This window comes from Microbacterium sp. CGR2 (assembly GCF_003626735.1).
Classification (GTDB): Bacteria; Actinomycetota; Actinomycetes; order Actinomycetales; family Microbacteriaceae; genus Microbacterium.
In genome coordinates, this window is the sequence record NZ_RBHX01000001.1 from 2,688,477 (window position 1) to 2,709,864 (window position 21,388).

General features: G+C 66.5%; 31 protein-coding genes. 17 read left to right on the forward strand and 14 right to left on the reverse strand.

The window, feature by feature from the left end; translation table 11 throughout:
- Nucleotides 1-72: 72 nt before the first annotated feature.
- A complete protein-coding gene (locus tag D7252_RS13395; RefSeq protein ID WP_120775842.1) occupies nt 73-1,782 on the reverse strand; it encodes a glycerol-3-phosphate dehydrogenase/oxidase in 1,710 nt (569 codons plus the stop codon).
- Between the two features lie 102 nt (nt 1,783-1,884).
- On the opposite strand from D7252_RS13395, the gene D7252_RS13400 reads away from it, so the two are divergent.
- The gene (locus D7252_RS13400; protein ID WP_120775843.1) at nt 1,885-2,856 is read left to right on the forward strand and encodes a sugar-binding transcriptional regulator; all 972 of its coding nucleotides are present in this window, start codon (nt 1,885-1,887) and stop codon (nt 2,854-2,856) included.
- 3 nt (nt 2,857-2,859) lie between these two features.
- Here D7252_RS13400 and D7252_RS13405 read toward each other — a convergent pair whose 3' ends face one another.
- A complete protein-coding gene (locus D7252_RS13405; RefSeq protein WP_120776968.1) occupies nt 2,860-4,011 on the reverse strand; it encodes a glutamate--cysteine ligase in 1,152 nt (383 codons plus the stop codon).
- Between the two features lie 209 nt (nt 4,012-4,220).
- Between D7252_RS13405 and rpsP the strand changes: the two genes are divergently transcribed.
- The 4 genes from rpsP to trmD are packed head-to-tail and all read left to right on the forward strand — an operon-like array spanning nt 4,221 to nt 6,232.
- Complete coding sequence (gene rpsP, locus D7252_RS13410) at nt 4,221-4,649, forward strand: 30S ribosomal protein S16 (protein WP_120775844.1); 429 nt, start codon at nt 4,221-4,223, stop codon at nt 4,647-4,649.
- A 6-nt stretch (nt 4,650-4,655) separates the two neighbouring features.
- Nucleotides 4,656-4,886 carry an RNA-binding protein gene (locus D7252_RS13415; protein ID WP_120775845.1) on the forward strand — a complete coding sequence of 77 codons (231 nt, stop codon included), beginning with the start codon at nt 4,656-4,658 and terminating at the stop codon, nt 4,884-4,886.
- Complete coding sequence (gene rimM / locus D7252_RS13420) at nt 4,870-5,499, forward strand: ribosome maturation factor RimM (protein ID WP_120775846.1); 630 nt, start codon at nt 4,870-4,872, stop codon at nt 5,497-5,499. Before D7252_RS13415 ends, rimM begins: the two co-directional genes overlap by 17 nt.
- A gap of 16 nt (nt 5,500-5,515) precedes the next feature.
- Nucleotides 5,516-6,232 (forward strand): tRNA (guanosine(37)-N1)-methyltransferase TrmD, encoded by a 717-nt coding sequence (gene trmD / locus D7252_RS13425; RefSeq protein WP_120775847.1) that lies wholly within the window; start codon nt 5,516-5,518, stop codon nt 6,230-6,232.
- A gap of 15 nt (nt 6,233-6,247) precedes the next feature.
- Here the strand turns inward: trmD and D7252_RS13430 are convergent, their stop codons facing one another.
- The gene (locus D7252_RS13430; RefSeq protein WP_251050730.1) at nt 6,248-6,841 is read right to left on the reverse strand and encodes a histidine phosphatase family protein; all 594 of its coding nucleotides are present in this window, start codon (nt 6,839-6,841) and stop codon (nt 6,248-6,250) included.
- A gap of 26 nt (nt 6,842-6,867) precedes the next feature.
- Here D7252_RS13430 and D7252_RS13435 point away from each other — a divergent pair, with 26 nt between their 5' ends.
- Together D7252_RS13435 and D7252_RS20095 are read left to right on the forward strand one after the other, a co-directional pair.
- Nucleotides 6,868-7,122, forward strand: coding sequence for a class I SAM-dependent methyltransferase (locus D7252_RS13435; protein WP_259461148.1), 255 nt, complete (start codon nt 6,868-6,870; stop codon nt 7,120-7,122).
- Nucleotides 7,056-7,277 carry a hypothetical protein gene (locus D7252_RS20095; RefSeq protein WP_183055410.1) on the forward strand — a complete coding sequence of 74 codons (222 nt, stop codon included), beginning with the start codon at nt 7,056-7,058 and terminating at the stop codon, nt 7,275-7,277. The genes D7252_RS13435 and D7252_RS20095 overlap by 67 nt, the downstream gene beginning before the upstream one ends.
- A gap of 30 nt (nt 7,278-7,307) precedes the next feature.
- Here the strand turns inward: D7252_RS20095 and map are convergent, their stop codons facing one another.
- The gene (map, locus tag D7252_RS13440; RefSeq protein WP_120775849.1) at nt 7,308-8,090 is read right to left on the reverse strand and encodes a type I methionyl aminopeptidase; all 783 of its coding nucleotides are present in this window, start codon (nt 8,088-8,090) and stop codon (nt 7,308-7,310) included.
- Between the two features lie 109 nt (nt 8,091-8,199).
- Here map and D7252_RS13445 point away from each other — a divergent pair, with 109 nt between their 5' ends.
- The 9 genes from D7252_RS13445 (at nt 8,200) to D7252_RS13485 (ending at nt 13,987) form a co-directional block, all read left to right on the forward strand.
- Entirely contained in the window at nt 8,200-8,688 is a 489-nt protein-coding gene (locus tag D7252_RS13445) for an MFS transporter permease (RefSeq protein ID WP_120775850.1), read from the forward strand.
- Nucleotides 8,689-8,858: 170 nt separating this feature from the next.
- Entirely contained in the window at nt 8,859-9,206 is a 348-nt protein-coding gene (rplS, locus tag D7252_RS13450; protein WP_120776970.1) for a 50S ribosomal protein L19, read from the forward strand.
- 117 nt (nt 9,207-9,323) lie between these two features.
- Nucleotides 9,324-10,049 carry a signal peptidase I gene (gene lepB / locus D7252_RS13455; RefSeq protein ID WP_183055293.1) on the forward strand — a complete coding sequence of 242 codons (726 nt, stop codon included), beginning with the start codon at nt 9,324-9,326 and terminating at the stop codon, nt 10,047-10,049.
- The gene (locus D7252_RS13460) at nt 10,046-10,705 is read left to right on the forward strand and encodes a ribonuclease HII (RefSeq protein ID WP_120775852.1); all 660 of its coding nucleotides are present in this window, start codon (nt 10,046-10,048) and stop codon (nt 10,703-10,705) included. Before lepB ends, D7252_RS13460 begins: the two co-directional genes overlap by 4 nt.
- 68 nt (nt 10,706-10,773) lie before the next feature.
- The gene (locus D7252_RS13465; RefSeq protein WP_017204525.1) at nt 10,774-11,100 is read left to right on the forward strand and encodes a DUF2469 family protein; all 327 of its coding nucleotides are present in this window, start codon (nt 10,774-10,776) and stop codon (nt 11,098-11,100) included.
- A gap of 129 nt (nt 11,101-11,229) precedes the next feature.
- Entirely contained in the window at nt 11,230-11,592 is a 363-nt protein-coding gene (locus tag D7252_RS13470) for a YraN family protein (protein WP_120776971.1), read from the forward strand.
- Nucleotides 11,589-13,040 (forward strand): YifB family Mg chelatase-like AAA ATPase, encoded by a 1,452-nt coding sequence (locus D7252_RS13475; protein ID WP_120775853.1) that lies wholly within the window; start codon nt 11,589-11,591, stop codon nt 13,038-13,040. Before D7252_RS13470 ends, D7252_RS13475 begins: the two co-directional genes overlap by 4 nt.
- Nucleotides 13,041-13,115: 75 nt before the next feature.
- Nucleotides 13,116-13,736, forward strand: a complete 621-nt coding sequence (locus tag D7252_RS20100) for a WhiB family transcriptional regulator (protein ID WP_183055294.1) — start codon at nt 13,116-13,118, stop codon at nt 13,734-13,736.
- A gap of 41 nt (nt 13,737-13,777) precedes the next feature.
- Nucleotides 13,778-13,987: a hypothetical protein gene (locus D7252_RS13485; RefSeq protein ID WP_120775854.1), complete on the forward strand. Its 210-nt coding sequence runs from the start codon at nt 13,778-13,780 to the stop codon at nt 13,985-13,987.
- Between the two features lie 50 nt (nt 13,988-14,037).
- Here the strand turns inward: D7252_RS13485 and D7252_RS13490 are convergent, their stop codons facing one another.
- Nucleotides 14,038-14,751, reverse strand: coding sequence for a hypothetical protein (locus tag D7252_RS13490; protein ID WP_120775855.1), 714 nt, complete (start codon nt 14,749-14,751; stop codon nt 14,038-14,040).
- Between the two features lie 35 nt (nt 14,752-14,786).
- A complete protein-coding gene (locus D7252_RS13495) occupies nt 14,787-16,154 on the reverse strand; it encodes an FRG domain-containing protein (protein WP_120775856.1) in 1,368 nt (455 codons plus the stop codon).
- Nucleotides 16,155-16,270: 116 nt separating this feature from the next.
- On the opposite strand from D7252_RS13495, the gene D7252_RS13500 reads away from it, so the two are divergent.
- A complete protein-coding gene (locus D7252_RS13500) occupies nt 16,271-16,714 on the forward strand; it encodes a DUF732 domain-containing protein (RefSeq protein WP_120775857.1) in 444 nt (147 codons plus the stop codon).
- Here the strand turns inward: D7252_RS13500 and D7252_RS13505 are convergent.
- The 8 genes from D7252_RS13505 to D7252_RS13535 all read right to left on the reverse strand — a co-directional run bounded on the left by D7252_RS13505 (nt 16,711) and on the right by D7252_RS13535 (nt 21,311).
- Nucleotides 16,711-17,373: a hypothetical protein gene (locus D7252_RS13505; protein WP_120775858.1), complete on the reverse strand. Its 663-nt coding sequence runs from the start codon at nt 17,371-17,373 to the stop codon at nt 16,711-16,713. The genes D7252_RS13500 and D7252_RS13505 overlap by 4 nt on opposite strands.
- Before the next feature lie 175 nt (nt 17,374-17,548).
- The gene (locus D7252_RS13510; RefSeq protein ID WP_120775859.1) at nt 17,549-18,343 is read right to left on the reverse strand and encodes a hypothetical protein; all 795 of its coding nucleotides are present in this window, start codon (nt 18,341-18,343) and stop codon (nt 17,549-17,551) included.
- Nucleotides 18,340-18,531 (reverse strand): hypothetical protein, encoded by a 192-nt coding sequence (locus tag D7252_RS13515; protein ID WP_147406737.1) that lies wholly within the window; start codon nt 18,529-18,531, stop codon nt 18,340-18,342. Before D7252_RS13515 ends, D7252_RS13510 begins: the two co-directional genes overlap by 4 nt.
- 2 nt (nt 18,532-18,533) lie before the next feature.
- Complete coding sequence (locus D7252_RS13520; protein ID WP_120775861.1) at nt 18,534-18,851, reverse strand: hypothetical protein; 318 nt, start codon at nt 18,849-18,851, stop codon at nt 18,534-18,536.
- Between the two features lie 104 nt (nt 18,852-18,955).
- A complete protein-coding gene (locus D7252_RS13525; RefSeq protein WP_120775862.1) occupies nt 18,956-19,294 on the reverse strand; it encodes a hypothetical protein in 339 nt (112 codons plus the stop codon).
- Between the two features lie 139 nt (nt 19,295-19,433).
- Nucleotides 19,434-19,568, reverse strand: a complete 135-nt coding sequence (locus tag D7252_RS20415; RefSeq protein ID WP_259461101.1) for a hypothetical protein — start codon at nt 19,566-19,568, stop codon at nt 19,434-19,436.
- Nucleotides 19,569-19,650: 82 nt separating this feature from the next.
- The gene (locus tag D7252_RS13530; protein WP_120775863.1) at nt 19,651-21,033 is read right to left on the reverse strand and encodes an AAA family ATPase; all 1,383 of its coding nucleotides are present in this window, start codon (nt 21,031-21,033) and stop codon (nt 19,651-19,653) included.
- A gap of 2 nt (nt 21,034-21,035) precedes the next feature.
- Nucleotides 21,036-21,311 (reverse strand): helix-turn-helix domain-containing protein, encoded by a 276-nt coding sequence (locus tag D7252_RS13535; protein WP_120775864.1) that lies wholly within the window; start codon nt 21,309-21,311, stop codon nt 21,036-21,038.
- Nucleotides 21,312-21,388: the final 77 nt, after the last annotated feature.

Below are 21,388 nucleotides of genomic sequence, written 5' to 3' on the forward strand. Positions count from 1 at the left end.
TGTGTCAGGGCCCCTCTGCCCTGACACGTGAGGGGAAGTTCGCCGCGAGGAGGGCGGCGGTCGGAGTTCTCGTCAGCCGCGGGTGCGGGACGAGATGTGGAGTCCATGGCGTTCGTTGAGCAGCACACGAGTCTGCTCGAGCTCAGCATCCTGCCTCGCGCGGTCCCAACCCAGTAGCGGCGCCAGCGCGTCGGCGATCTCGTCGAGCACCTCGGCATCCGCGTTTCCGGTGAAGGCGATGCTGGTGCGGCGCAGAACGATGTCCTCGAGGCGAGTCACCATCTCGTTCTCGACCATCCACTCGAGCTCGCGGGTCGACAGGTCGCCGCCGGCGAGGGACACGTCGTCCCCCTGCTCGACGTGCTTCCAGACCTGGGCTGCGCGGGTCCCGTAGCGCGCGAGCAGTTGAGTGGCGCGCGCGCCTGCGCCGGCGAGGTTCTCCTCGATCCAGATGCGCTTGGCCTTCTCGGTGCGCGGGAAGTCGCGGCCGCCACCGATGGCGCGTCCGCTCGTCGAGACGGTCCGGGTGCGATCGATGAGTCCGAGGGCGACGTCGGACAGCGACTCGCCGAGAGCTCGGAAGGTCGTCCACTTGCCACCGACGAGGCTCACCAGCGGCACAGCGCCCTGGCGGTCGACCTCGATGCGGTAGTCGCGGGACACGAACCCGGGAGCGGTGTCCTCATGACGGGGCAGGGGGCGGACGCCGGAGAACTTGAACACGATCTGATCGCGCGAGACCGGGATCTGCGGGAACACGTGATGGATCAGATCGAAGAAGTAGTCGACCTCTTCTTCGGTGCATACCGCGACTTCACTCGGATCGGCATCGATGTCGGTCGTGCCGACCAACACCCGACCCTTGAGCGGGTAGATGAGGACGATACGGCCGTCGGAGTGCTCGAAGAAGATCTCTCGGCCCTGAGTCGCCTCCAGCAGATCGGGGTGGTCGAGCACGATGTGTGAACCCTTGGTTCCCCCCATGTACCGGGTGTCGGTGCCGAGAGCCTCGTTCGTCAGATCGGTCCATGGGCCCGAGGCGTTGACGACGACGTCTGCCTGCACCGAGAATTCGGTGCCGCTCTCCCGATCACGGAGCACCACTCGATCGCCGTCGCGGGCGATGGCCTCAACATAGTTGAGTGCCTGCGCCCCGGGGTGTGCGGCGAGGCCGTCCTGCAGCACGTCGAGCGCGAGACGCTCGGGGTCGTGCATCGACGCGTCGTAGTAGGTCGCCGTGTACTTGATGTTCGGATCGAGCGACGGCAATTCGGCCAGTGCACGCTTGCGCCCGAGGAATCGGTGACGAGGGACGGTTCCCCCGTCGCGCGAGAACGTGTCGTAGATCGTGAGACCGATCTTGATCAGGAAGGCTCCGCGCTCCTGCGGCTTGCCGCTGCGGTGGCTGAGGAAGCGCAGGGGAGCGGACAGGATGCCCGAGAACGTCGAGTAGATCGGGATCGTCGTCTGGAGAGGTTTGACGTAGTGAGGAGCGATCTTGAGGAGGCCGTTACGCTCCTGAACCGATTCGCGGACGAGTCGGAACTCGCCGTTCTCCAGGTACCGGATTCCGCCGTGGATCATGTGGCTCGACGCGGCCGATGCGCCCGAAGCGAAGTCGCCACGTTCGACGAGCACGACGTCGACGCCTTGAAGTGCCAGGTCGCGGAATGCGGAGATTCCGTTGATCCCACCGCCGATGACGAGGACGCTCGTGCGTCCCGATTCGCGGACTGTGCGGACCTCAGCGCGCTCTGCTGAGGAGTGTGTCGATTCGATCATCCTCGAACTCTCTTCCTTGCTTGCCACCAGCATCGACCTCGGCGACCATGGGGCGCAAGCCCACTGCACATATGTGCAAGGATCGAGGGCAGGAGGAACATCATGGCTGGTTCGGGCGCGCAATCCCGCGACGCGAAGCTGATCGCGGCGCTCACCGCCGCGCAGCTCTACTACATGCAGGACAAGACGATGGAGGTCATCGCACAAGAGCTGCGCACCTCTCGATCATCGGTCTCGCGGCTGCTGAGCTTCGCGCGGGAGAGCGGCCTCGTCGACATTCGGATCAATTCGCCACTGGAGCGCCTGGGCATGCTCGAGCAGCGGATCCGTGATCGGCATCGGGTCGCCGCGCATGTTGTGCCGATGCCGGAGATCGTCAGCGAGGTGGAGCGCTTGGAGAGGGTCGCGCTCACTGCGGGCCGGCTCATGTCGCAGTTCGTCGACTCCAACATGATCATCGGCGTCGCCTGGGGCTCGACGATCAGCGCGGTCAGCCGCGAGCTCACCCAGAAGGAGACGCACAACACGACGTTCGTGCAGCTCAACGGTGCAGGCAACACCCAGACCAGCGGCGTCGAGTACTCCAGCGACATCCTGCAGCGCTTCGGCAGCGCCTTCGGGGCGCAGGTGCAGCAGTTCCCGGTGCCCGCGTTCTTCGACGACCCGGCGACGCGCGAGGCGATGTGGCGGGAGCGGAGTACGCGAAGGGTGCTCGATCTGCAGGCGAAGATGGACATCGCCGTCTTCAGCCTGGGGTCGCCGGCCGCCGAGGTGCCGAGCCGCGTGTACGTGGGTGGGTATCTCGGCAGGGACGACTACCGCAGCCTGCGTGAGGACCACGCCATCGGCGACGTCGCCACCGTGTTCTTCCGGGCGGATGGCTCCTGGCGCGATATCCGCGTCAACGCGAGAGCCACGGGGCCAGGGCTGGATCGCCTACGTCGGGTGCCCCGCCGCGTGTGCGTTGTCTCCGGGATACCGAAGCTGGTGAGTCTGCGAGCGGCGATAGCCGCGGAGCTCATCACCGATGTCGTCCTCGACGAGGGACTCGCGCGCCGTCTCGTCGAGGACTGAGGCTCAGAGGTCCTCGGTCGACGACTCCGGCCCGGAGCGGAACTCGCGGATGAGATGCTGCACCACGGCGGTGAGATCTCCGCCGGTCGCGTTGGCGATCGTGAGCTGGCGCTCGTAGCTCGCGCCCTTCTCCAGGGTGGTGGCGATGCTGCTGAACTCCTGAAGGCAGCCGAGCTCGAGCGCGACCGGGGCGAGACCTTCGAGGGTCTCGGCGAGGTGCTCGCGGACCGGGCGCTGCGTCCCTTCGGCGTCGATGATCACTCGAGCGTCCAGTCCGTATCGCGCTGCACGCCACTTGTTCTCGCGGTGGAACCACGCGGGCATCTCGGGGAGGGTGCGGCCGTCGTCCAGCTGGCGCGAGAAGTGCTCGACCAGTACTTGTGTCAGGGCCGCGACCGAGGCGAGCTCGGGAAGTGTGGAGAGGCCGTCGCATGCGCGCACCTCGATCGTGCCCCACCGGGGCGCCGGACGGATGTCCCAGCGCACCTCCGTCGCATCGGCCATGACCCCTGTCCGCACCATGTCCTCGAGGTACGACTCGTACTGAGACCAGTCCCGCAGCGGCCACGGCAGACCGGCGGTGGGCAACTGCTGGAACACCAACGCGCGGTTCGAGGCATACCCGGTGCGCTCACCCGCCCAGAATGGGCTGGATGCGGCGAGGGCCTGAAGATGGGGAAGAAACCCGGAGAGGGCGTTGATGATGGGGAAGACCTTGCGCTGATCTTCGACGCCGATGTGCACATGGATGCCCCAGATCATCATGTTGCGCCCCCACCACTGGGTGCGTTCGATCAGCGTGTGGTACCGGGTCTTGTCGGTGACTTCCTGGTCGTACCACTGCGCGAACGGATGGCTGCCGGCGGAGAGCAGCTCGATTCCGGACGGGTCCGTGGCCGAGCGGACGGCGGTGATCGCATTGGCGATGTCGTCGACGGCATGGGCGACCGAGTCCCCGATGCCACTGGTGACCTCGATCGTGTTCGTCAGCAGCTCACCCGTCACGGTGTGACGCTCATCTTCGCTCTCCGCTTCCAGAGCGGCGAGCAGTTCGGGGGCGCGGCCGACGAGATCACCGGTCGCGGGATCCGCGAGCATGATCTCCCATTCGAGGCCGACGGTGGAGCGGGCCGAAGCGGCGAAATCGAGTTTCACGAGCACAGTCTGACATGCGGCGAACACGACACGACGATCCTCATTGCGCCGCGTTTCGCGCGGAGAGCGGCCATCTGGCAGAATAGAAGGTCGGACGACCTGCTCGACCCTCTATCCAGCAGTCGTCCTCCCTATTTGAGCTTCCGCCGGGTGTGCACCCCACGCTCCAGGCGATCAGTTCGTTTCCTTCCACACAATTCAGGAGAATCGTGGCTGTCAAGATTCGTCTCAAGCGCCTGGGCAAGATCCGCGCGCCTTACTACCGCATCGTCGTCGCCGACTCGAAGACCAAGCGCGATGGTCGCGTCATCGAGGAGATCGGCAAGTACCACCCCACCGAAGAGCCTTCCTTCATCGAGGTCGACTCCGAGCGGGCGCAGTACTGGCTCTCCGTCGGCGCGCAGCCGACCGAGCAGGTCGCCGCCATCCTCAAGATCACGGGCGACTGGGGCAAGTTCAAGGGCGACAAGGACGCGAAGTCCACCCTCAAGGTCGCCGAGCCCAAGGCTCCGTTCGAGATCGACGCTTCCAAGAAGTCCGTCGTGAAGCCGAAGGTGGAGAAGAAGGCGGAGACCCCCGCTGAGGCCCCCGCCGCCGACGCGGAGGCCGCTGAGGCCCCCGCCGCCGACGCAGAGTAATCCGTCGTGCTTGCCGCCGCGCTCGAACACATCGTCAAGGGGATCGTCGATCACCCGGAGGATGTGCGAATCAACGAATCCACGTCGCCGCGAGGCGACCTTCTCGAGGTGCGCGTGCACCCCGACGATCGTGGACGTGTGATCGGGCGCGGCGGCCGCACCGCGAAGGCTCTCCGCACTCTCGTCAACACTCTGGCAGACGGGCGTCGGGTCCGTGTCGATGTCGCGGACGACTGACGTGGCTTCGAACGACCGAACACAGGGCAAGAATCAGCTGCGCGTCGGCCGCCTCGTCAAGGCGCACGGCCTCAAAGGCGCCCTCAAGCTGGAGCTCTACACAGACAACCCGGCGGGACGTTTCGTTCCCGGCGCGGCGTTCACGTTGCAGGTGCCTGAGGCATCTCCGTGGCATGGCAAAGACGTCACCGTCCGCGAGTACCGGGTGATGAACGGCAATCCCGTCGTGTTCTTCGACGATGTCGACGATCGCGAAGCCGCCGAGAGCCTGGTCAAGGCGATCCTCTGGATCGACCAGGACGAGAACGAGGTGGAAGACAACGCCTGGTTCGACCATCAGCTCGTCGGCCTCGACGTGGTGCGCGACGGCGTCGTCGTGGGCCGGGTCGCACGGGTCGAGCACTTCCCCGCCCAGGATCTGCTGATCGTCACGCCTGCGGGATCGACGAGCGGCGGAGAGATCATGGTGCCGTTCGTTCAGGCGATCGTCCCCACGGTCGACGTCGCGGCCGGAAAGGTCATCGTCACGCCGCCTGCCGGTCTCTTCGAAGAGCTTCCGGACACGGTGGAATCCGACGCCGACGTCCCCTCCGGCGACGCTGCGGCCGAGTGAGCACGGGTTCAGTCCTGTGCGCATCGACGTCCTTTCCATCTTTCCCTCGTACTTCGATGGTCTGACTCTCTCGCTGCTCGGCAAGGCGCAGGATGCCGGCATCCTCGATCTCACTGTGCGGGATCTCCGGGACTGGACCTCCGACCGTCACCGCACGGTTGACGACACTCCCTACGGTGGCGGCGCAGGCATGGTCATGAAGCCGGAACCGTGGGCGCTCGCGCTCGATGAGCTCTCCGCTTCGTCGACGGCATCCCCGACATCACATCCGACCATCATCTTCCCTTCTCCGGCGGGCGAGGTCTTCACTCAGGCGACGGCGCGGCAGCTGTCGACACGCAGCCACCTCATCTTCGGATGCGGGAGATACGAGGGCATTGACGAGCGCGTCTTCGACTACGCCGCTGACCTCGGTGAGGTGCGTCTCATCAGCCTGGGCGACTACGTCCTCAACGGGGGAGAGGTGGCGACGATGGCGATGATCGAGGCCATCGGTCGCCTCATACCCGGAGTGGTGGGCAACCCGGAGAGTCTCCTGGAAGAGTCCCACGAAGACGGACTTCTCGAGTATCCGTCCTTCACCAAGCCGTCGCTCTGGCGCGATCGCGCGGTGCCCGACGTGCTCCTCAGTGGCAACCATGCCGCCATCGCGTCCTGGCGGCGCGACCAGCAGATCATTCGCACGCGGATGCGACGCCCCGATCTGCTGGGCGACGAGCGCACCGAGTCCTGAGGCGACGGGACGAGATCAGAGCATCCGTTCGACGCCGCACTCGATCTCGAAGACGACGCTGTGCGGATGCCGCAGCGCCAATGCGCCGGTCGGGTCCAGGCCCCGCAGCTCTGCGCGCAGCATCCTGCCGATCATCTCGTGGCTCACCAGCAGCGGGACTCCGTCAGAGGCCCACCCGCAACTGCTGAGCGCTTTGCGTGCGCGTCCCCGCGCCTGGGCGTAGCTTTCGCCTCCCGGAAATGCCCAGCCGTAGCGATTGGCGGCGCGTTCCTCCCTCGCGCCGGGAAAGTCCCGGTCGATCTCCGCCCAGGTCCTTCCGGCGAACTCGCCGTGGTGGATGTCGGCGAGCTCGGGCACCTCGATGAGGTCGACTCCGAGCCGTTCGGCGATGATGACTGCCGTTCGCAGCGATCTCCCCTGTGGGCTGGAGCAGACGGCCGTCACGTCGGTGCGTGCCAGGTGCTCGGCGGTGGCGCGCGCCTGAGCGATGCCTTCCGCGGTGAGCGGGGAATCGAGTTGGCCCTGGAGTCGGTGTTCGAGGTTCCAGACCGTCTGCCCGTGGCGCGCGAGCAGCACGCGCGCCGGCACGTGACGATCCTGCGGAATCATGGACTCAGAATGGCACATGACCGAGTCTGCCACCGCGGTTTTCGGCGGTCGTCGCTGTGGAGCCGTCCGCTCGCATGCTCGATGTCCTCCGCGCAAAGTTTCCGCGTGTGGAACCGTTGATCGGGACGGCCGAGAAGATCCCTGTCGTGGACGCGTCGATGGACACGGTGACGGTCGCTCAGGCCTTCCACTGGAGCTTTCCGGATTCCGCTTCGTGCGTCGAGAAGAGGTGCGCTGGATCGAGACGATCTCTCGCGCCCACTATCGGGGCCGATGGTTGACGGTCAGCAGTTTCCTCGTCGCCGACGACGACGACGAGCGCGCGGCGATGGTCGCCGATCTCGAAGCGGTCTTGGAATCGGCCCTCGACACACGCGGTCGGGAAGAGTTCGAACTCCCGCAGGTGACGGATGTGTTCGTGTACCGCCGCGCCTGAGACCGATGTGTGGTCGCTCGGACGCTTCGATCAGTCGACGCCGAGGAAGGCGCGGTCGGTGAGGATGATCGGACCGCTCTCGGTGATCGCGATGGTGTGCTCGGAGTGTGCGCCACGGGAGCCGTCCGCGCTGCGCAGTGTCCACCCGTCGGGATCGGTGACCAGTTCGTCCGTCGTGGCGAGGAACCACGGCTCGAGAGCGAGGACGAGACCCGCGCGGAGGGGGAAACCGCGGCCGGCGCGGCCATCGTTGGGCACGTGCGGGTCGCCATGCATCGTGCGCCCGACGCCGTGTCCGCCGAAATCCGTGTTGATCGAGTAGCCGTCGCCGCGGGCGATGTCCGCCACCGCTGCCGAGATGTCACCGATGCGGTTGCCGACGACGGAGGTCTGGATGGCTGCGGCCAACGCCCTCTCGGTGGTGTCGATCAGGCGGAGGTCTTCTTCCCGGGCGGTGCCCACGACGAAGGAGACGGCGGAATCGGCGACCCAACCGTCTACGGAGACCGCGAAATCGAGGGTGACCAGGTCGCCGTCGCGGAGGGCATAGTCGTGCGGGAGTCCGTGAAGCACCGCGTCATTGACCGATGTGCAGATGACCTTGCCGAACGGGCTGGCCCCGAACGACGGGTGATAGTCGATGTAGCAGGACTCAGCGCCGGCCTTTCGGATCATCTCGTGAGCGCGGCGGTCGATGGAGAGCAGATTGGTTCCGACCTTGGTCTCATCGCGCAGTGTCGCCAATGTCTCGGCGACGAAGCGGCCCGCGGCGCGCATCTCGTCGATCTCGGCGGGGGTGCGCAGTTCGATCATCGGGTTTCCTCTCGTCCCTCCCATTCTCCCTGATACGGACCCACCCGATCGCCGCGCGCTCACAGCGAACACCGGTGCACCCGGAGGGGCGGCGTCGTACGATCGGAGCATGTGGTTGCGACAGGCCTACTTCCGCTGGCTCCTCCCGGCGGCGTTCCTGCTGCCCCTGTGGCTGGTGATCGGCTGGGCGGTCTTCCAGGGCGGGTGGGCGATCCTGTGGGTGCTGTTCATCGCTGTGCCCTCGGTCTTCCTCGGTCAGCTCCTGCTCACCCTCCTGACGCGCTCTCGGCCCTCGGTCCGCATCGAGCGAGCCGTGTCCTGGTGGGACGTAGCCGGCTTCACCCTCTGGCACGGCCTCACGATCGCCGTGGGATTCTTCATCGAGGGCGCGTTCGGCTGGTTGCTCGCGGCAGCGGTCGTCGTCGGCATCGCACTGGTCTGGCTTCAGGTGTGGCAGTTGTGGAATGAGGCGAGGGGGAGTGGCGCGAGGCTGCGCGAGACCATCTCCTGGTCGACGATCCCTGCCCAGGGCGAGCAAGCGCCTCCGACGCGCGCGCGCGAGGTCATCGTGCTTCGCGAGACCGACACTCGGGACTGATTCCGCGGTTTTGGCCGCGCGCAGCATCCATGGCAGAATGAATCTTTGTGCCGTGACCGGCTCTGCCTCAGGGGAGCCCGCGGACGCATCAGCGCCGTACGGCACACTTCCTTTCTTATTCCTTCTGAAAACATGCATCCGACCTGTGGCGAGTGCAGAGAGAGACGATCATGCAGATCCTCGACGCCGTCGACGCGGCTTCACTCCGTTCCGACATTCCTGTCTTCAACCCCGGTGACAACGTGAAGGTCCACGTGAACATCACCGAGGGCAGCCGCTCTCGTATCCAGGTCTTCCAGGGCGTCGTCCTCGGCCGCCAGGGCGACGGTGTGCGCGAGACCTTCACCGTCCGCAAGATCAGCTTCCAGGTGGGCGTCGAGCGCACCTTCCCGGTGCACTCGCCGGTGATCGACCACATCGAGGTCGTCACCCGCGGTGACGTGCGTCGCGCCAAGCTCTACTACCTTCGCCAGCTTCGCGGCAAGAAGGCCAAGATCAAGGAGAAGCGCGACCGCTGAGTCGCAGCATCTCCACAGCACCCCGGGACACGATGTCCCGGGGTGCTGTGTTCTATGCCCGGTGTGCGACCCTTGTTACGGCCGCTTCGAGGCGGTGCATGATTGCGAAGGAACATGATGACTGACTCCCCGCCCGCGCCCGCGACCAGACGCCGTCGGGGTTTTCTGGTGTTCCTGCGAGACGTGCTGGTGATCGTCGTGATCGCGGCACTCGTGTCGTTCGTCGTCAAGTCGTTCGTGGTCCGCTCTTTCTACATCCCGTCCGCCTCGATGGAGCAGACACTCCTGATCAACGACCGCATCCTCGTCGACGAGCTCACGCCGCGGTGGGCGCCGTACGCGCGCGGAGACGTGGTCGTGTTCAAGGACCCGGGCGGCTGGCTCGATGCCCAGGTGCAGAAGCCGGCGCAGCCGCCGCTCGCCGAGGCCGTCGACTGGGTGCTGAACTTCGTCGGCATCTCGGCGACCGACTCGCAGGATCATCTCGTCAAACGAGTGATCGGCACCTCCGGCGATCACGTCGTCTGCTGCAACGCGGTCGGCCAGATCACCATCAACGGCGCCCCCATCGACGAACTCGACTATCTGAACCTGCCGGAGGGTGACTCCGCGGCATCGAATGATCCGTTCGACGTCGTCGTTCCGAAGGACTCGGTCTGGCTGCTCGGCGACAACCGCGACCGCTCCCGCGACTCTCGTGCCCACCAGGATCTGCCCAGCGGCGGCTTCGTGCCGTTGGCGAACGTCGTCGGCAAGGCCTTCCTCACCACATGGCCGCTCGATCGCGTGGGAACCATCGACGGCCATCACGAGATCTTCAACGGGGTTCCGGAGCCCGAATGACCGTCGTCGCACCGAAGCTGACCCTGGAGCGGAGGCTCCTGGGCGAATGCGAGCTGATCATCTCTCTCGACGAGGTGGGTCGCGGAGCACTCGCCGGCCCTGTCGCTGTCGGCGCCGCAGTGATGGACGCCGCCGGAGCTCGCAGGCGCGTGCCGGAGGGGCTCCGCGATTCCAAACTCGTCTCGGAGAAGCGCCGACCCGAAGTCGCGGCGCGCGCGGCGGCGTGGGTGCAGGCGTCCGCCGTCGGATGGGCGAGCGCGGCGGAGATCGACGAGATGGGGATCATGCGTGCTCTGGGGCTGGCAGCGTCCCGTGCCGTGCAGGCCGTCGCGGATCAGGGCGCCGTCATCGCGAACGCCCTCATCCTTCTCGACGGGAACCACGACTACGTCTCGAAAGTCCACCCGGTGCCGCTACGCGTGCGCCCGGTGATCAAGGCCGACCGCGACTGCGCATCCGTGTCTGCGGCGTCGGTGATCGCCAAGGTCGCACGAGACGGTCACATGACCGAACTGCACGGGAGCCACCGGGACTATCAGTGGGACCGCAACAAGGGGTACGCGAGTCTCGAGCACCGCGAGGCGATTCGGGCCGTGGGACTTTCGCCCTTCCACCGAGCGTCGTGGGCGATCACTGAGGCCCCCACGCTGTTCTGAGCGAGTCGCCGACTGCCCCGCCGGACGATGCCGCGCGCGGGCGTCCACGACTCTAGGATGGACTCATCATGGATGAGGAAGCCTTCGACGACTACGACCGCGAGCTCGAGCTGGCACTGTTCCGCGAATACCGGGACGTGGTGTCGCAGTTCCAATACGTCGTCGAGACCGAGCGCCGGTTCTATCTGGCCAACGAAGTCAACGTCGTCCGCCGCGACACCGAGCACGACTTCTACTTCGAGATCTCGATGAGCGACGTGTGGGTGTGGGACATCTATCGCGCGGATCGTTTCGTGAAGGCTGTGCGTGTCCTGACTTTCAAGGACGTCAACGTCGAGGAGCTTCAGCGCCGTGAGTTCGAACTGCCACAGGAGCTTTCGCTCGACGGCGAGTGACCTGGACCGCTTGTTCGGGCGTTCTGAGTCGTCGTCCACAAGCAGTTCGATACGTGGCTTGTCCCGCATTGCTGTGACGCTGGCCGGTCGATGGCTCGAACCATCGGCATCGGGCACGATGCTGAACGCATGGCAGCGAAGGATGAACTGGGCAGAGCAGGCGAGGAACGCGCAGCACAGCACCTGACGCGGCACGGATACACCGTGTTGGACAGGAACTGGCGGTGCGCACAGGGCGAGATCGACATCGTGGCCGCGCGCAACGGTCACCTTGCGATCGTCGAGGTGAAGACGCGCCGATCGGCGGCGTTCGGGCACCCGTTCGAGGCGATAGATGAGCGCAAGAGACGGCGGCTGTGGGGGCTGGCACAGGCCTGGAAGGCCGATCACCCTGATCTCGCCTCGGGACTGTCCATCAGACTCGAGGCGATCGGGATCATCGGGACCGACCCGGCGCGAGGCGCGCTCGAGCACCTCGCGGACATCTCGTGAACACGGCGCGGACGTGGGCTGTCGCCCTCACCGGGGTGGACGGGCACATGGTCGAAGTCGAGGCCGATCTGTCGCAGCAGACGCCCGATTTCAAGATCATCGGGCTGCCGGACAAGTCACTCGGCGAAGCGGTGCAACGCGTTCACAACGCGTGCAAGAACGCAGGTCTCGACCTTCCTCGACGGCGACTCACCGTGAACCTGTCGCCGGCGAGCCTGCCGAAGCATGGCGCAGGGTTCGACCTCGGCATCGCCGTCTCCACCCTGGCGGCCGGCGGCTCCATCGAGCGACGAGCGATCGCCGACACGGTCCACATCGGCGAACTGGGTCTGGATGGGCGGCTTCGTCCTGTGCCCGGCGTTCTCCCCGCAGTGTTCGCTGCTGCAAAGGCGGGCTTCGGTCGGGTGATCGTACCGAGAGCGAATGAAGCGGAGGCGAGCCTCGTCCCTGATGTCGAAGTGCGAGCTGCCGTGTCTCTCGCCGAGGTCGCGGTATGGCATGGTGCCGACGTCGAAGTCCCCGATGTGGAGCCTGTCGAGGCGGCGGAGCGCGGGCTGATCGCCGATGAGGTTCTCGACCTCGCCGACGTGGTGGGTCAGGAAGAGGCGGTCGAAGCGCTCATCGCTGCGGCAGCGGGCGGACACCACATGCTGCTGAGCGGACCTCCTGGCGCCGGAAAGACGATGCTCGCCCGTCGACTCCCCGGTATCCTGCCTCCCTTGGACGAGAGAGAGGCGCTGGAAGTCGCGTCCATCCGTTCGCTCAGCGGTCGCCCGGTTCTCGCACTCGATTCACTTCCACCGCTGGAAGCACCTCATCACAGCGCATCGGTGGCGGCCCTGGTCGGAGGAGGATCACGCGTGGCGCGCCCCGGTGCCATCGCGCGCGCTCACCGCGGAGTGCTGTTTCTCGACGAGGCGGCAGAGTTCACGCGCGTCGCGCTCGATGCTCTGCGTCAGCCGCTGGAGGCGGGGGTCATCGAACTGCACAGATCGGGTTTCACGGCGAGGTTCCCAGCGCGCTTTCAGCTGCTCCTCGCCATGAATCCGTGCCCGTGCGGGAATCACGGGGTACGAGGAGCCGAGTGCGTGTGCCCTCCGGCCGCGATCCGTCGGTATGCGACGCGCTTGTCCGGCCCGTTGCGGGATCGGGTCGACGTCGATCTGCAGCTCACCCGCGTCGCGCCTTCCCGAGCCACGTCCGGCGGATGCGCGGATGTCACCACGGCGCAGGCGTCTGCGCGGGTTTCGGCTGCGCGGCTGCGGGCGGCTGAGCGGTGGAAGCGAACCCCCTGGCGGCGCAATGCCGATGTGCCGGGTACCTGGCTGCGACAAGGCGAGTTCCGCCTCCCGCCCCGGATCCGGGGCTCGCTCGACAGGGCTCTGGAACGAGGGGTGTTGACTCTGCGGGGGTATGACCGTGTGCTGCGGCTCCACAAGACCTGTTAATAACGTTTCTCGCGCCGAAAGAGACGCGCCGGTTCCGCCACCTTGTTCGGCAGTCGGCCGTGACATCCTCGCGGAGTGATCCAGGAGGAGCGGTGGTTGACTTACAGGCAGGCTGCGGAGCGCGTGAGGTCCGTGGAGCGCACCATACGGCGGTGGCACCAAGACGGCATGGTCATGGGCTGGCAGGTCATCGGGGGTCAGCGCACGCGCGTCGTGCGCGAGGACGTGCTGCTGGCCTGGTGGCGAGACAGGATGGACAGCAGCCCTGTGCATCAGCTCCGGCTGCGGAAGCGCCTCGAGGCGGCGGGGGTCGCATACGTCCCCCCCTCGCGGCCGCCTATGCCGAAACCCGAACCGCAGCTCGAGCCGGTCGACGAGGACGCCAGCGATCGGTGGCCGCCACTGGCTCCGTTTCACGAGCCGCTCGATCACATGAAACCGATGGCCGGCCGCGACGAGTACGCGCAACTGATGAAAGCAACTCGGCACACTCCGACGCGCTGCCGCGACGTCGATGAGTTCACCGCTGAACGCCTCGACGCCAGCCAACTGCGCCGCTTGGAGGCAATCTGCGCAACTTGCCCCGTGCTAGCCCTCTGCGGCGCCTACGCGGTCGCAGCGCAGCCTGCAGCGGGTTTCTGGGCGGGTCGGCCCGCGGACAAGACCCCGATGTCGGCGGCCGTGGCTATGGTGTGACGCGTACCGAAGCGCTGGGCTTGGGACGAAAGGGGAACACCATGGCGGATAAGACGGAGTCGCAATCAGTGATCGAGGCTGAGGAAAAGGCGCAGAAGGCGTTGTTCGATCTCATCACTGACGCCGCAGCACACATGCGAGGTAACGGGCACGGGTTGTCGAACCAGAGCGCGGTCCTTAAGAACCTCGCGCAGTCGTTCCGCCTTGCTGCAGGCGGCGAGCAGGCTGACGTCATCGAGGGCAGCAAATAGGACCCGACGCGGGCGGCTGGCTCGGCGGTCGGGCCGCCCGCGTCGCACGTCTACCGTCGGAGCGGGTCCGGGCGTCCATACTCCCAGATCTTCCATCCCATCTTCTTCCCCAGCTCGCCGAAGCACCCCTGCACCCCGAGCCGGTGCATGACGAACCACCACACGTCGAGTTCGTGCGCCATGGTGGCAGACACGCGTCGGAGGAACGCCTCAAACTCTTCGGGCGTCCCTCCTGGATAACCGCCGAGGATGACGGCTGCTTCGCGCTCGAGACGCTCCCAGTACTCGGCTGGGGGGTCGAACTCACCCTGGTCGTCGGTGGCCAGCACGTCGAGGTAATGAAACCGGCCGGAGCGCCCGTAGCGAGAGAGCGTTGCGAAGAGCAGGGGAAGCATCGTGCTCTCTCGCACTCTCGCGATGAGCGTAGCCACGTACCCAGTTGCCACGGCGGCTGGCTGGTTCGCTTCGGCTGTGGCGAAGAGCTTTTCGACGAGGCTCTCGATATCGTGCCCCCAGGTCCACTGCATGGTGTTCTTCGAGGGCCACCGTCCGGATGCCTCGATTGCAGCGCACCCGAGCATGATCTTGGCGAGCTTCTCGACGCCGATGCTCCCGAGCGTGAACACGGCGTCGTTGTGGATGGTTGGTTCGCGCAGTCCCTTGATCGCGGCGACAGTGTCGCGCATGAGGTTCTGGACGGACTGGCCCTCCGCGATGAGCGCGAAGGTCTGCTGCATGGAGAGCGCCGGATGGATCGGGGGCATGCCCCCGAGAGTAGCCCGGCCCGGTGCTTGCGATCTCAGCGAACTATGTCGCTGAAGCTGTCGCTGAGGTACTGCGACAACCTGGCGATGTCGGGATAGATGGTCGCCGTGGTGTACGCGAAGCGCCGTTCCAGGTATTTGCGGATTTCGGGCTTGGCCTTCGCAGTGATGCGAAATGAGTAGGTAGGCGCGAGATTTGCCCGGTTTGACTGGGGACGGGTTCGAGGATTCTGGGTCTTGGCGTAGATCGAGCTCGACGCCAGGAGATCCGCCTTCGTCCAGTACTTCGAACCTGACGACTTCTTGAAATACGACCCCGTCCGCGCGGACATCATGGGCACGCCGTCGAGTATGAACGCCGCGTTCTGCGCGACTATCCGCGGATCGTACGCCGGCGGAACCCACACCCGCCGCCTCGAGCCCGTGCCCCAGTCCGCGCGCTGACGTTCTTGAGCTGTCTTGAGGAAGTGCCAGAACGGCGTGTGCAGTGACCCGGTCTCGTCCAAGATCACTTCCGCTGAGCGGTCGTGACCGGGGAGGCCTGCTGGCCGGGTGGCGATGGCGAACAGGCGCGCGTCGTCGTCCTCTGTAGCCTCGTTATTTTCGACGGCGAACCAGGCTCCGATGTATGGGTTCCGGGTGACGTCGAGCAGCCGCGTCGGGGCTCCGAAGTGCTGCAGCTTCGCTAGTAGTTCCAGAGCTGGGGTCCCATCAAGCCGCCACTCCGCTCGCGCCACGCGCAGGAGCTTGGTTTCGGCGTCGACCATCTGGTTCTCATCTGGGTAGGGCTGAGGCCCGGTGGGCGCGCTGGCGGGATCCTCAACCCCGTTCTGCTCCATCAGACGGCGGAAGAGATTGCTATGCAGCCCCCAATCGGAGGACCGGACGCCCCGCCAGACCAGCGGCAGCTCCGGGACTTTGTCTGTCAAGTTCCGGATTTCGACGTGCAGGGCGTCGAATGAATCGATCACAACTTCATGACGCTTGAAGTAGTCGCCGGCGCTTCGCAGCTCGGGGGAGTAGGAGGAACTCTCGACATTTGGCCGAGCGAAGTCCTCGCTTCGACTCAGCGTGCCCGTAAGGAGTGGCGCGAGCCCTTTGAATAGCGAGTAGTCCGGAGTGACCAGTTGCATGAACGACTCGAGGAAACTACCCATGCCGAACAGCTTCGAGTAGTCGATGCCCTCAAGAGGATCCGTTCCCACGATCTGACCTATATCGAAGCCTTTCAGCAGGTCGGCGGCGAGGAAACCGGGCATGGACACTGCGGGCTCGCCCGGGCGGCCCGCGTGGGAATTTTCGGGATCGGCGGCGTCGGCGCCCGCATCGTCGTCGGAAGACCGCTGCACACCTTCAGGATCTTGGTCGTCCTCAGGTTCGGTTTCGTCTCCTCCATGAGCCATGGAGGAAGCCTAGTGGTGCCCTGGGGGCTCGTCGCTCGTGTGCTCCGCCAGGGATGCGAGCTGTTGTGGGCTCTGCGATACTTCGAAGCGTTCGAAGGAATTCTCGGAGGGGGACCATGAGCGCTCGCACCGCCACCGCGGCCGTAGTGCTTCTCGCGGCGCTCGCACTCACGGGTTGCGCCGAGTCCGCGACTGACGCGGGAGACGAGCGCACAGCCCCTGCAGTGGCCGAGTCCGGGCAGCCCGAGACCCGCGACACCGAGACTCCTGTCCCGGTCGTCGCCGAGACCGACGGTCCTGAGACGTCCGACGAAGAACAGCAAACCGCGTTCATCAAGGAGGTGCGCAGCCGCTTGGCGAAGATCCGCACCCAGATCCCCGACATCACCGACGAACAGCTGATCTCACTTGCTCACAAGGCATGCGACGCCTTGGCGCCGAATCTCACAGGCGAGGACCTCTCGCTCGTCGAGGGCGAGACACGGACGAATGGGCATTTCATGGACAGCAGTGCGATCATCGTCGCGGCGAGGCTCACGATGTGCCCGATCGAGAACTAGCCGGCTACGACCTCGTATACCTCGCCGCTGCCATCCGTCCAGATACAGCCGGGGGAAGCTCCGTTCGCCAGGCTGCTCGGGATCGCATCCATGCCGTTCAGCTGGATGCCGCTCGCCGAGATGGCAACTGAGCGACCGCCCATCTGCATTGCTGCGAGGCCTGCACCGACGTAGACGCGTGTAGTGCCGTCGATCATCCGGATTCCACCGCCCGGATCCGCTTGCACCTTCGCACCCCCAGGGAAGGTGACGGATCCGCCGTCGGCGGGGTCGATGATCATGTCGCCGACCTGGATGCGCCCGCCGGGGAGGACCCGGACGTTGCCGGTGATCTCGCCGTTGCCGTTGAGATCCCACGGTCCATTGACGGTGAGCTGGCCCGTGAAGGTCGTGGGGCCGGTGACGTTCTGGGCTCCAGAGATGTTTATCGTGCCCAGCCACTCGAGCGTGCCCGTTCCGCGCAGCGTGCCGGTGACGACGAGGTACCCGCTGACCTTCGCGGACCCCTCGACGATGAGGCCCTCGTTCGAGGCGACGCGCAGCGAGCCCTCGGTGATCGACGAGTAACCGAGCGGCGACTGCGTGAGCAGCTGCTGCACAAGCTGACGCAGCTGCTGCAGCTCCTGGTAGATGATGTCCGGCCGCGGAGTGTAGGTCATAGCGTCAAGGTCCTTCGTGTAGGTGTGTGTGAGGGGCCGGCCCCGCCCAGCGCCGGCCCCATCGGTGGTGTCTCAGGCGCCAGGCGTTGGCGCGGGCGTGGTAGATCCTGAGACGTCGTACGCGGAGGCCCAAACCGGAAAGGACGGCGGGCGGGCACCGCGCACGAGAGTCATGTCACCTCGGATACGACGGCAACGGGCCGAAGGACGGATCCTCCGGGAACAACAGCTCCGTCGCAGGCTCGACGGTCGACGCGATCGGGCGGGCGCGCCGCTCCTGGATCTTCGTGTGCACGTCGCCGATCCCATTGAGGCGCACGCCGCCGACAGCGAGTGCGAACCAGTCGAGGTGTGACTGGGTCTTGCCCTCGAGGTAGAACTTGCCGCCCTGCCCCCAGTTGTCACCGGCAGCGAACAGTACCGAGAAGTCCTTGCTGAGACCGCCCGTCGGCTCGAGACCGAACGCCGTGGACATCAGAATGCGGAACGACGCGATCGGCTGCACCGCGAGCCATGACTTCTTCGCGGCGCGGAACGCGGTGATCGTGTCGTCGTCCTGATCGATCACGGCGTCAGACGTCGTGCTGTACGAGATCCCGAAACGCTGCGCGGCGTCGACGAGCGGCGCGATAGCGTCGTCGAACCGCGGCTGCAGCTCGAGGATGATCGCCTCGAGCATGGGCACTGTGTCAATGATGACTTCCTTGCGCAGAGCGTCGCTCACGACGCGCACGCCGGGTGCCATGCCGCGATACGCGCCCACACCGTCACGGTCATGGATCCGGATCGAGATCTCGGTGACGCGGTCGCAGAGCTCGTGGTCCGAGAGATCCAGCAGACGGCCGGACGGCGTCGCGGCGTGCTTCTCGGCGACGTCGGCCAGGTGCAGGCCGCGGACGATCGGCTCGGGGACAGCGATACCGAAGGCGTCGCACCGCTCGGCGAACGCGCGAATCGAGTGCCAGTTCATGCTCCGGCCTCCACACTCTCGATCGATCGCTGCTCGAGCAGGTGCTCGACGACGGACGGGCGAGTACTCGCAGGCAGATACCCGTTGCGGTAGACGTACGACTGCCCGCCGCCGACGAGATCCACGACGACACATGGTGCGAGTACTCGATACTTGGCCCGACCGTGCAGGTAAGTGTTGATCGCCACGGTCACGCCCTCCCCGGGACGGCCCAGCCAGCCTTCGCGGCGAGCGCGTTGACGGCGGCCGGCGCTGGTGCGGCTGGGCGCGGGACCCCGGCAGCGGCGGGCGTGGCCCAGCCGGCACGCGAGGCGAGGGAGGCGGGCGCCTTGGGTGCAGCGTCGAACGCTGCGAGCAGCTGATCGGCGCCGGCGGACGCTGCGACGCCGAGACGGGCCGACACGGCGTTCACGAAGCGTGCGGCATCGGCGCGCTTGCGATCGAGGTCCTCGACGGCGGAGTTGCTCGCGCGCGGATAGGGGCGGAGCGGGGTGAAGGAACGGGTCATGGTTGCTCCCAGGAGTGGAGGCGTTCACGCGCGGCCCCAGCCCGTCCGCGTGTTCTCCAACCAGGAGACTTCTGACCGTCGAAGCGAGCGACCCACACGGCCGATCACGCTCCCGTCGAGAACAACGATAGCGCGCGCCTTCCCCGCGGGCGCGGATCATCACTCTGCGGCGCGGCGAGATACGGCCGCGCGGCGAGAAGCTGCTCGAGCTGCGTCCACACGTCGGCCCAGATCAGCGCACCGTCGGCGCCGTACAGACGGTCGACGTCGACGAACCGGGCAAAGTCCGCGGGATCCGCGAGGACGTCACGGAGCACGATGCCGAGCAGCATCCGGTTCTGCTCAGCGATAGCCGAGCGCAGCCGCGTGAGCTGTGTTTCGGCCGCCTGCGCACGCCGACGAAGGCTGGCCGCGATCTTCGCATGGTTCCGAGTGTCTGTCATGAGGCCCTCCGATGCCCGCGCGCGCGATGGGGGTGCTCAAAACGGCCGGGGAGAGAGGACCACACCCCCGGGCTGTGGTCCGCCCCCGACCGGGATGCTGGATTTTTCGAGGGGTGGGGGTCCGTGGCGGTGGGCCTGGTCACGAGCTCGGACCTTCGAGTGCAGTGGCGATCCGGTCGAGCGAGGTGGCGATCGAGACGAGAGCTTGCACGCTCGCCTCGTCGGTCTGGTTGTAGGCGAGTGATACGAGCGCGGCCTGGATGTGTTCGTTCATGGGCGTCCTTTGTTCTGGGTGACCTCGCCGCGGCGAGGTAGTTGATTGATGAGTTCGCGGTTGACCTCGCCACCTCGCCCCCTTAAGGGGGCGGCGAGGTGACTGGCGTGCTCGCTGGCGAGGTGGCGGCGAGGTCCGGCGAGGTGGCGAGGTGAGGGAGCGAGACATGCAGCTTCGCTCCGCGAGGTCCGGGCACGACGACTGATAGCGCGCGCTGCTGCGCGACGTGCGTAGCCTGACGAACATCACTGCGCGGGATGCCTGCACCCTTCACGAGTGCGTCCTCGATCGCCGCCTGGCTGAGCCCGCCCGGGTTCGCGGCGAGCAGCTCGACGAGCGCGGCGACGGCGACCTCGACAGCTACATCGCGGCGCGACATCCCCGTGACGCTCATGCGCCGGCGAGCAGCGTCGTACTCGAGCTGAGTCTCGGGCACGGAGACGTCACGGCCGAACGCTGAGAAGAACCGTGGTGACGAGGCGGGGTCGTCGGGACGCTCGAGCGTGATCTTCCATGTGACGTCTGGCCATCCGAGCAGGCGGGAGTCGCCGCGTGCGCGTTCGCCGGCGTGGCCCATGTGGTGCACGAGGATCGCTTCGCTGATGCCCGCCTCGACCTTGAGCGCGTCGAGGGCGACGAGGAACTGGCCGGCGTCGCGGTTCTCGTCGAGTCCGAGCGCGTCGAGCACGGGGCGCAGGCAGTCGAAGATCAGCACATCGGCGCCGCGCAGCACGTCGGCCCACCGTGCTCGAGTAGTGGGGTCGATGATGTCGAACGACGCGGTGCGGCCGCGGAGCGAGACGACGGACACGTTCTCGGGTCGCTGGATCTCTTGCTCTCGCAGCCAGCGGCGGAGGCCGCGCGGGTCGAGCTCGTTGTCGATGAGGACGACGTGCGCGGGCTGCACGGCGAACACACCGAGGAACGGGTCGCCGTCTGCGAACGACCGGGCGAGGTTGCCAATCGTGGTCGACTTCCCCGCCTTCGCCGGTGCGGGGAACAACACGTTCCCGCCCGTAGGGAGCAACCGGTCGACGCGGTACACGGCGTCGACGTCGGGCTCGTCGAGGAACGCGTCGAGCCGGGTCGGCGCAGGGATCGCCGTGTCGGCGCTCTCTTCCGCGTCGAGCAGACGGCGGGCATCGCGCCGCACGCGGAGGCGCTGCAGCTCGTGCTCGAGGTCCGCGTCGGCGATCGCCTCACGTTCAGCGGGCGTGGGCGCCAGACGCTGGCGAGCTTGCTCGAGCGTGTAGTCGTAACCGCTCTCGAGGCCGGCATAGTTGACCCGTGCGCGCAACGTCAGCCGGCCGCCATGCTCGCGCAGTCCGCCCGCGGTGCCCTCGACCTGCCCCGGGTGCTGGTAAGCGACCAGGAACGGGCTCGTGGCCTCTGCGCGCTGCCAGCCGGCGAGCAGGCGGTCCCAGGCGTCAAGATCCTCGGCGAATTCGTCGACGGGACGCAGCATGGTCACGCGTCCGCACCGCCGCCGAGAATTGCGGCGATCTTGTCGCGCTGCTCGGGCGTGAGCGGAGGCGCATCGGCGACGATGGCGGCGACGTGTGCGGCGATTGGGTCGGCGTCGGGAGTGAGGCTGGACATGTCGACGCGGAAGATCTTGCCCAGCTGGACGGCGCGGATGCGGCCAGCGGCGATCTGCCGGCGGATGGTGCGGGGATCGACGCGCAGTTGCGCGGCGGCCTCATTGACGGTTCCCCACGGCGTGGTGGAGGTGGCGGTTGGCATGCGTAGCTCCGTGAAAGATCGAGATCTTTCGCGGCTCCGTGGGAGCTGGTCGGGTCAGAGTCCTGCCAGCCCACGCG

What these genes read in the sequence shown, in the direction of transcription:
- D7252_RS13530 (WP_120775863.1), bottom strand. Translation starts at nt 21,033, where the DNA reads ATGCTGCGTCCCGTCGACGAATTCGCCGAGGATCTTGACGCCTGGGAC.
- lepB (WP_183055293.1), top strand. Translation starts at nt 9,324, where the DNA reads ATGACTGACTCCCCGCCCGCGCCCGCGACCAGACGCCGTCGGGGTTTT.
- D7252_RS13495 (WP_120775856.1), bottom strand. Translation starts at nt 16,154, where the DNA reads ATGGCTCATGGAGGAGACGAAACCGAACCTGAGGACGACCAAGATCCT.
- D7252_RS13505 (WP_120775858.1), bottom strand. Translation starts at nt 17,373, where the DNA reads ATGACCTACACTCCGCGGCCGGACATCATCTACCAGGAGCTGCAGCAG.
- D7252_RS13490 (WP_120775855.1), bottom strand. Translation starts at nt 14,751, where the DNA reads ATGCCCCCGATCCATCCGGCGCTCTCCATGCAGCAGACCTTCGCGCTC.
- D7252_RS13470 (WP_120776971.1), top strand. Translation starts at nt 11,230, where the DNA reads ATGGCAGCGAAGGATGAACTGGGCAGAGCAGGCGAGGAACGCGCAGCA.
- D7252_RS13430 (WP_251050730.1), bottom strand. Translation starts at nt 6,841, where the DNA reads ATGATTCCGCAGGATCGTCACGTGCCGGCGCGCGTGCTGCTCGCGCGC.
- D7252_RS13465 (WP_017204525.1), top strand. Translation starts at nt 10,774, where the DNA reads ATGGATGAGGAAGCCTTCGACGACTACGACCGCGAGCTCGAGCTGGCA.
- D7252_RS13485 (WP_120775854.1), top strand. Translation starts at nt 13,778, where the DNA reads ATGGCGGATAAGACGGAGTCGCAATCAGTGATCGAGGCTGAGGAAAAG.
- D7252_RS13445 (WP_120775850.1), top strand. Translation starts at nt 8,200, where the DNA reads ATGTGGTTGCGACAGGCCTACTTCCGCTGGCTCCTCCCGGCGGCGTTC.
- D7252_RS13520 (WP_120775861.1), bottom strand. Translation starts at nt 18,851, where the DNA reads ATGACCCGTTCCTTCACCCCGCTCCGCCCCTATCCGCGCGCGAGCAAC.
- D7252_RS13525 (WP_120775862.1), bottom strand. Translation starts at nt 19,294, where the DNA reads ATGACAGACACTCGGAACCATGCGAAGATCGCGGCCAGCCTTCGTCGG.
- rimM (WP_120775846.1), top strand. Translation starts at nt 4,870, where the DNA reads ATGTCGCGGACGACTGACGTGGCTTCGAACGACCGAACACAGGGCAAG.
- D7252_RS13510 (WP_120775859.1), bottom strand. Translation starts at nt 18,343, where the DNA reads ATGAACTGGCACTCGATTCGCGCGTTCGCCGAGCGGTGCGACGCCTTC.
- D7252_RS13535 (WP_120775864.1), bottom strand. Translation starts at nt 21,311, where the DNA reads ATGCCAACCGCCACCTCCACCACGCCGTGGGGAACCGTCAATGAGGCC.
- map (WP_120775849.1), bottom strand. Translation starts at nt 8,090, where the DNA reads ATGATCGAACTGCGCACCCCCGCCGAGATCGACGAGATGCGCGCCGCG.
- D7252_RS20415 (WP_259461101.1), bottom strand. Translation starts at nt 19,568, where the DNA reads ATGAACGAACACATCCAGGCCGCGCTCGTATCACTCGCCTACAACCAG.
- rplS (WP_120776970.1), top strand. Translation starts at nt 8,859, where the DNA reads ATGCAGATCCTCGACGCCGTCGACGCGGCTTCACTCCGTTCCGACATT.
- D7252_RS13500 (WP_120775857.1), top strand. Translation starts at nt 16,271, where the DNA reads ATGAGCGCTCGCACCGCCACCGCGGCCGTAGTGCTTCTCGCGGCGCTC.
- D7252_RS13400 (WP_120775843.1), top strand. Translation starts at nt 1,885, where the DNA reads ATGGCTGGTTCGGGCGCGCAATCCCGCGACGCGAAGCTGATCGCGGCG.
- D7252_RS13395 (WP_120775842.1), bottom strand. Translation starts at nt 1,782, where the DNA reads ATGATCGAATCGACACACTCCTCAGCAGAGCGCGCTGAGGTCCGCACA.
- D7252_RS13460 (WP_120775852.1), top strand. Translation starts at nt 10,046, where the DNA reads ATGACCGTCGTCGCACCGAAGCTGACCCTGGAGCGGAGGCTCCTGGGC.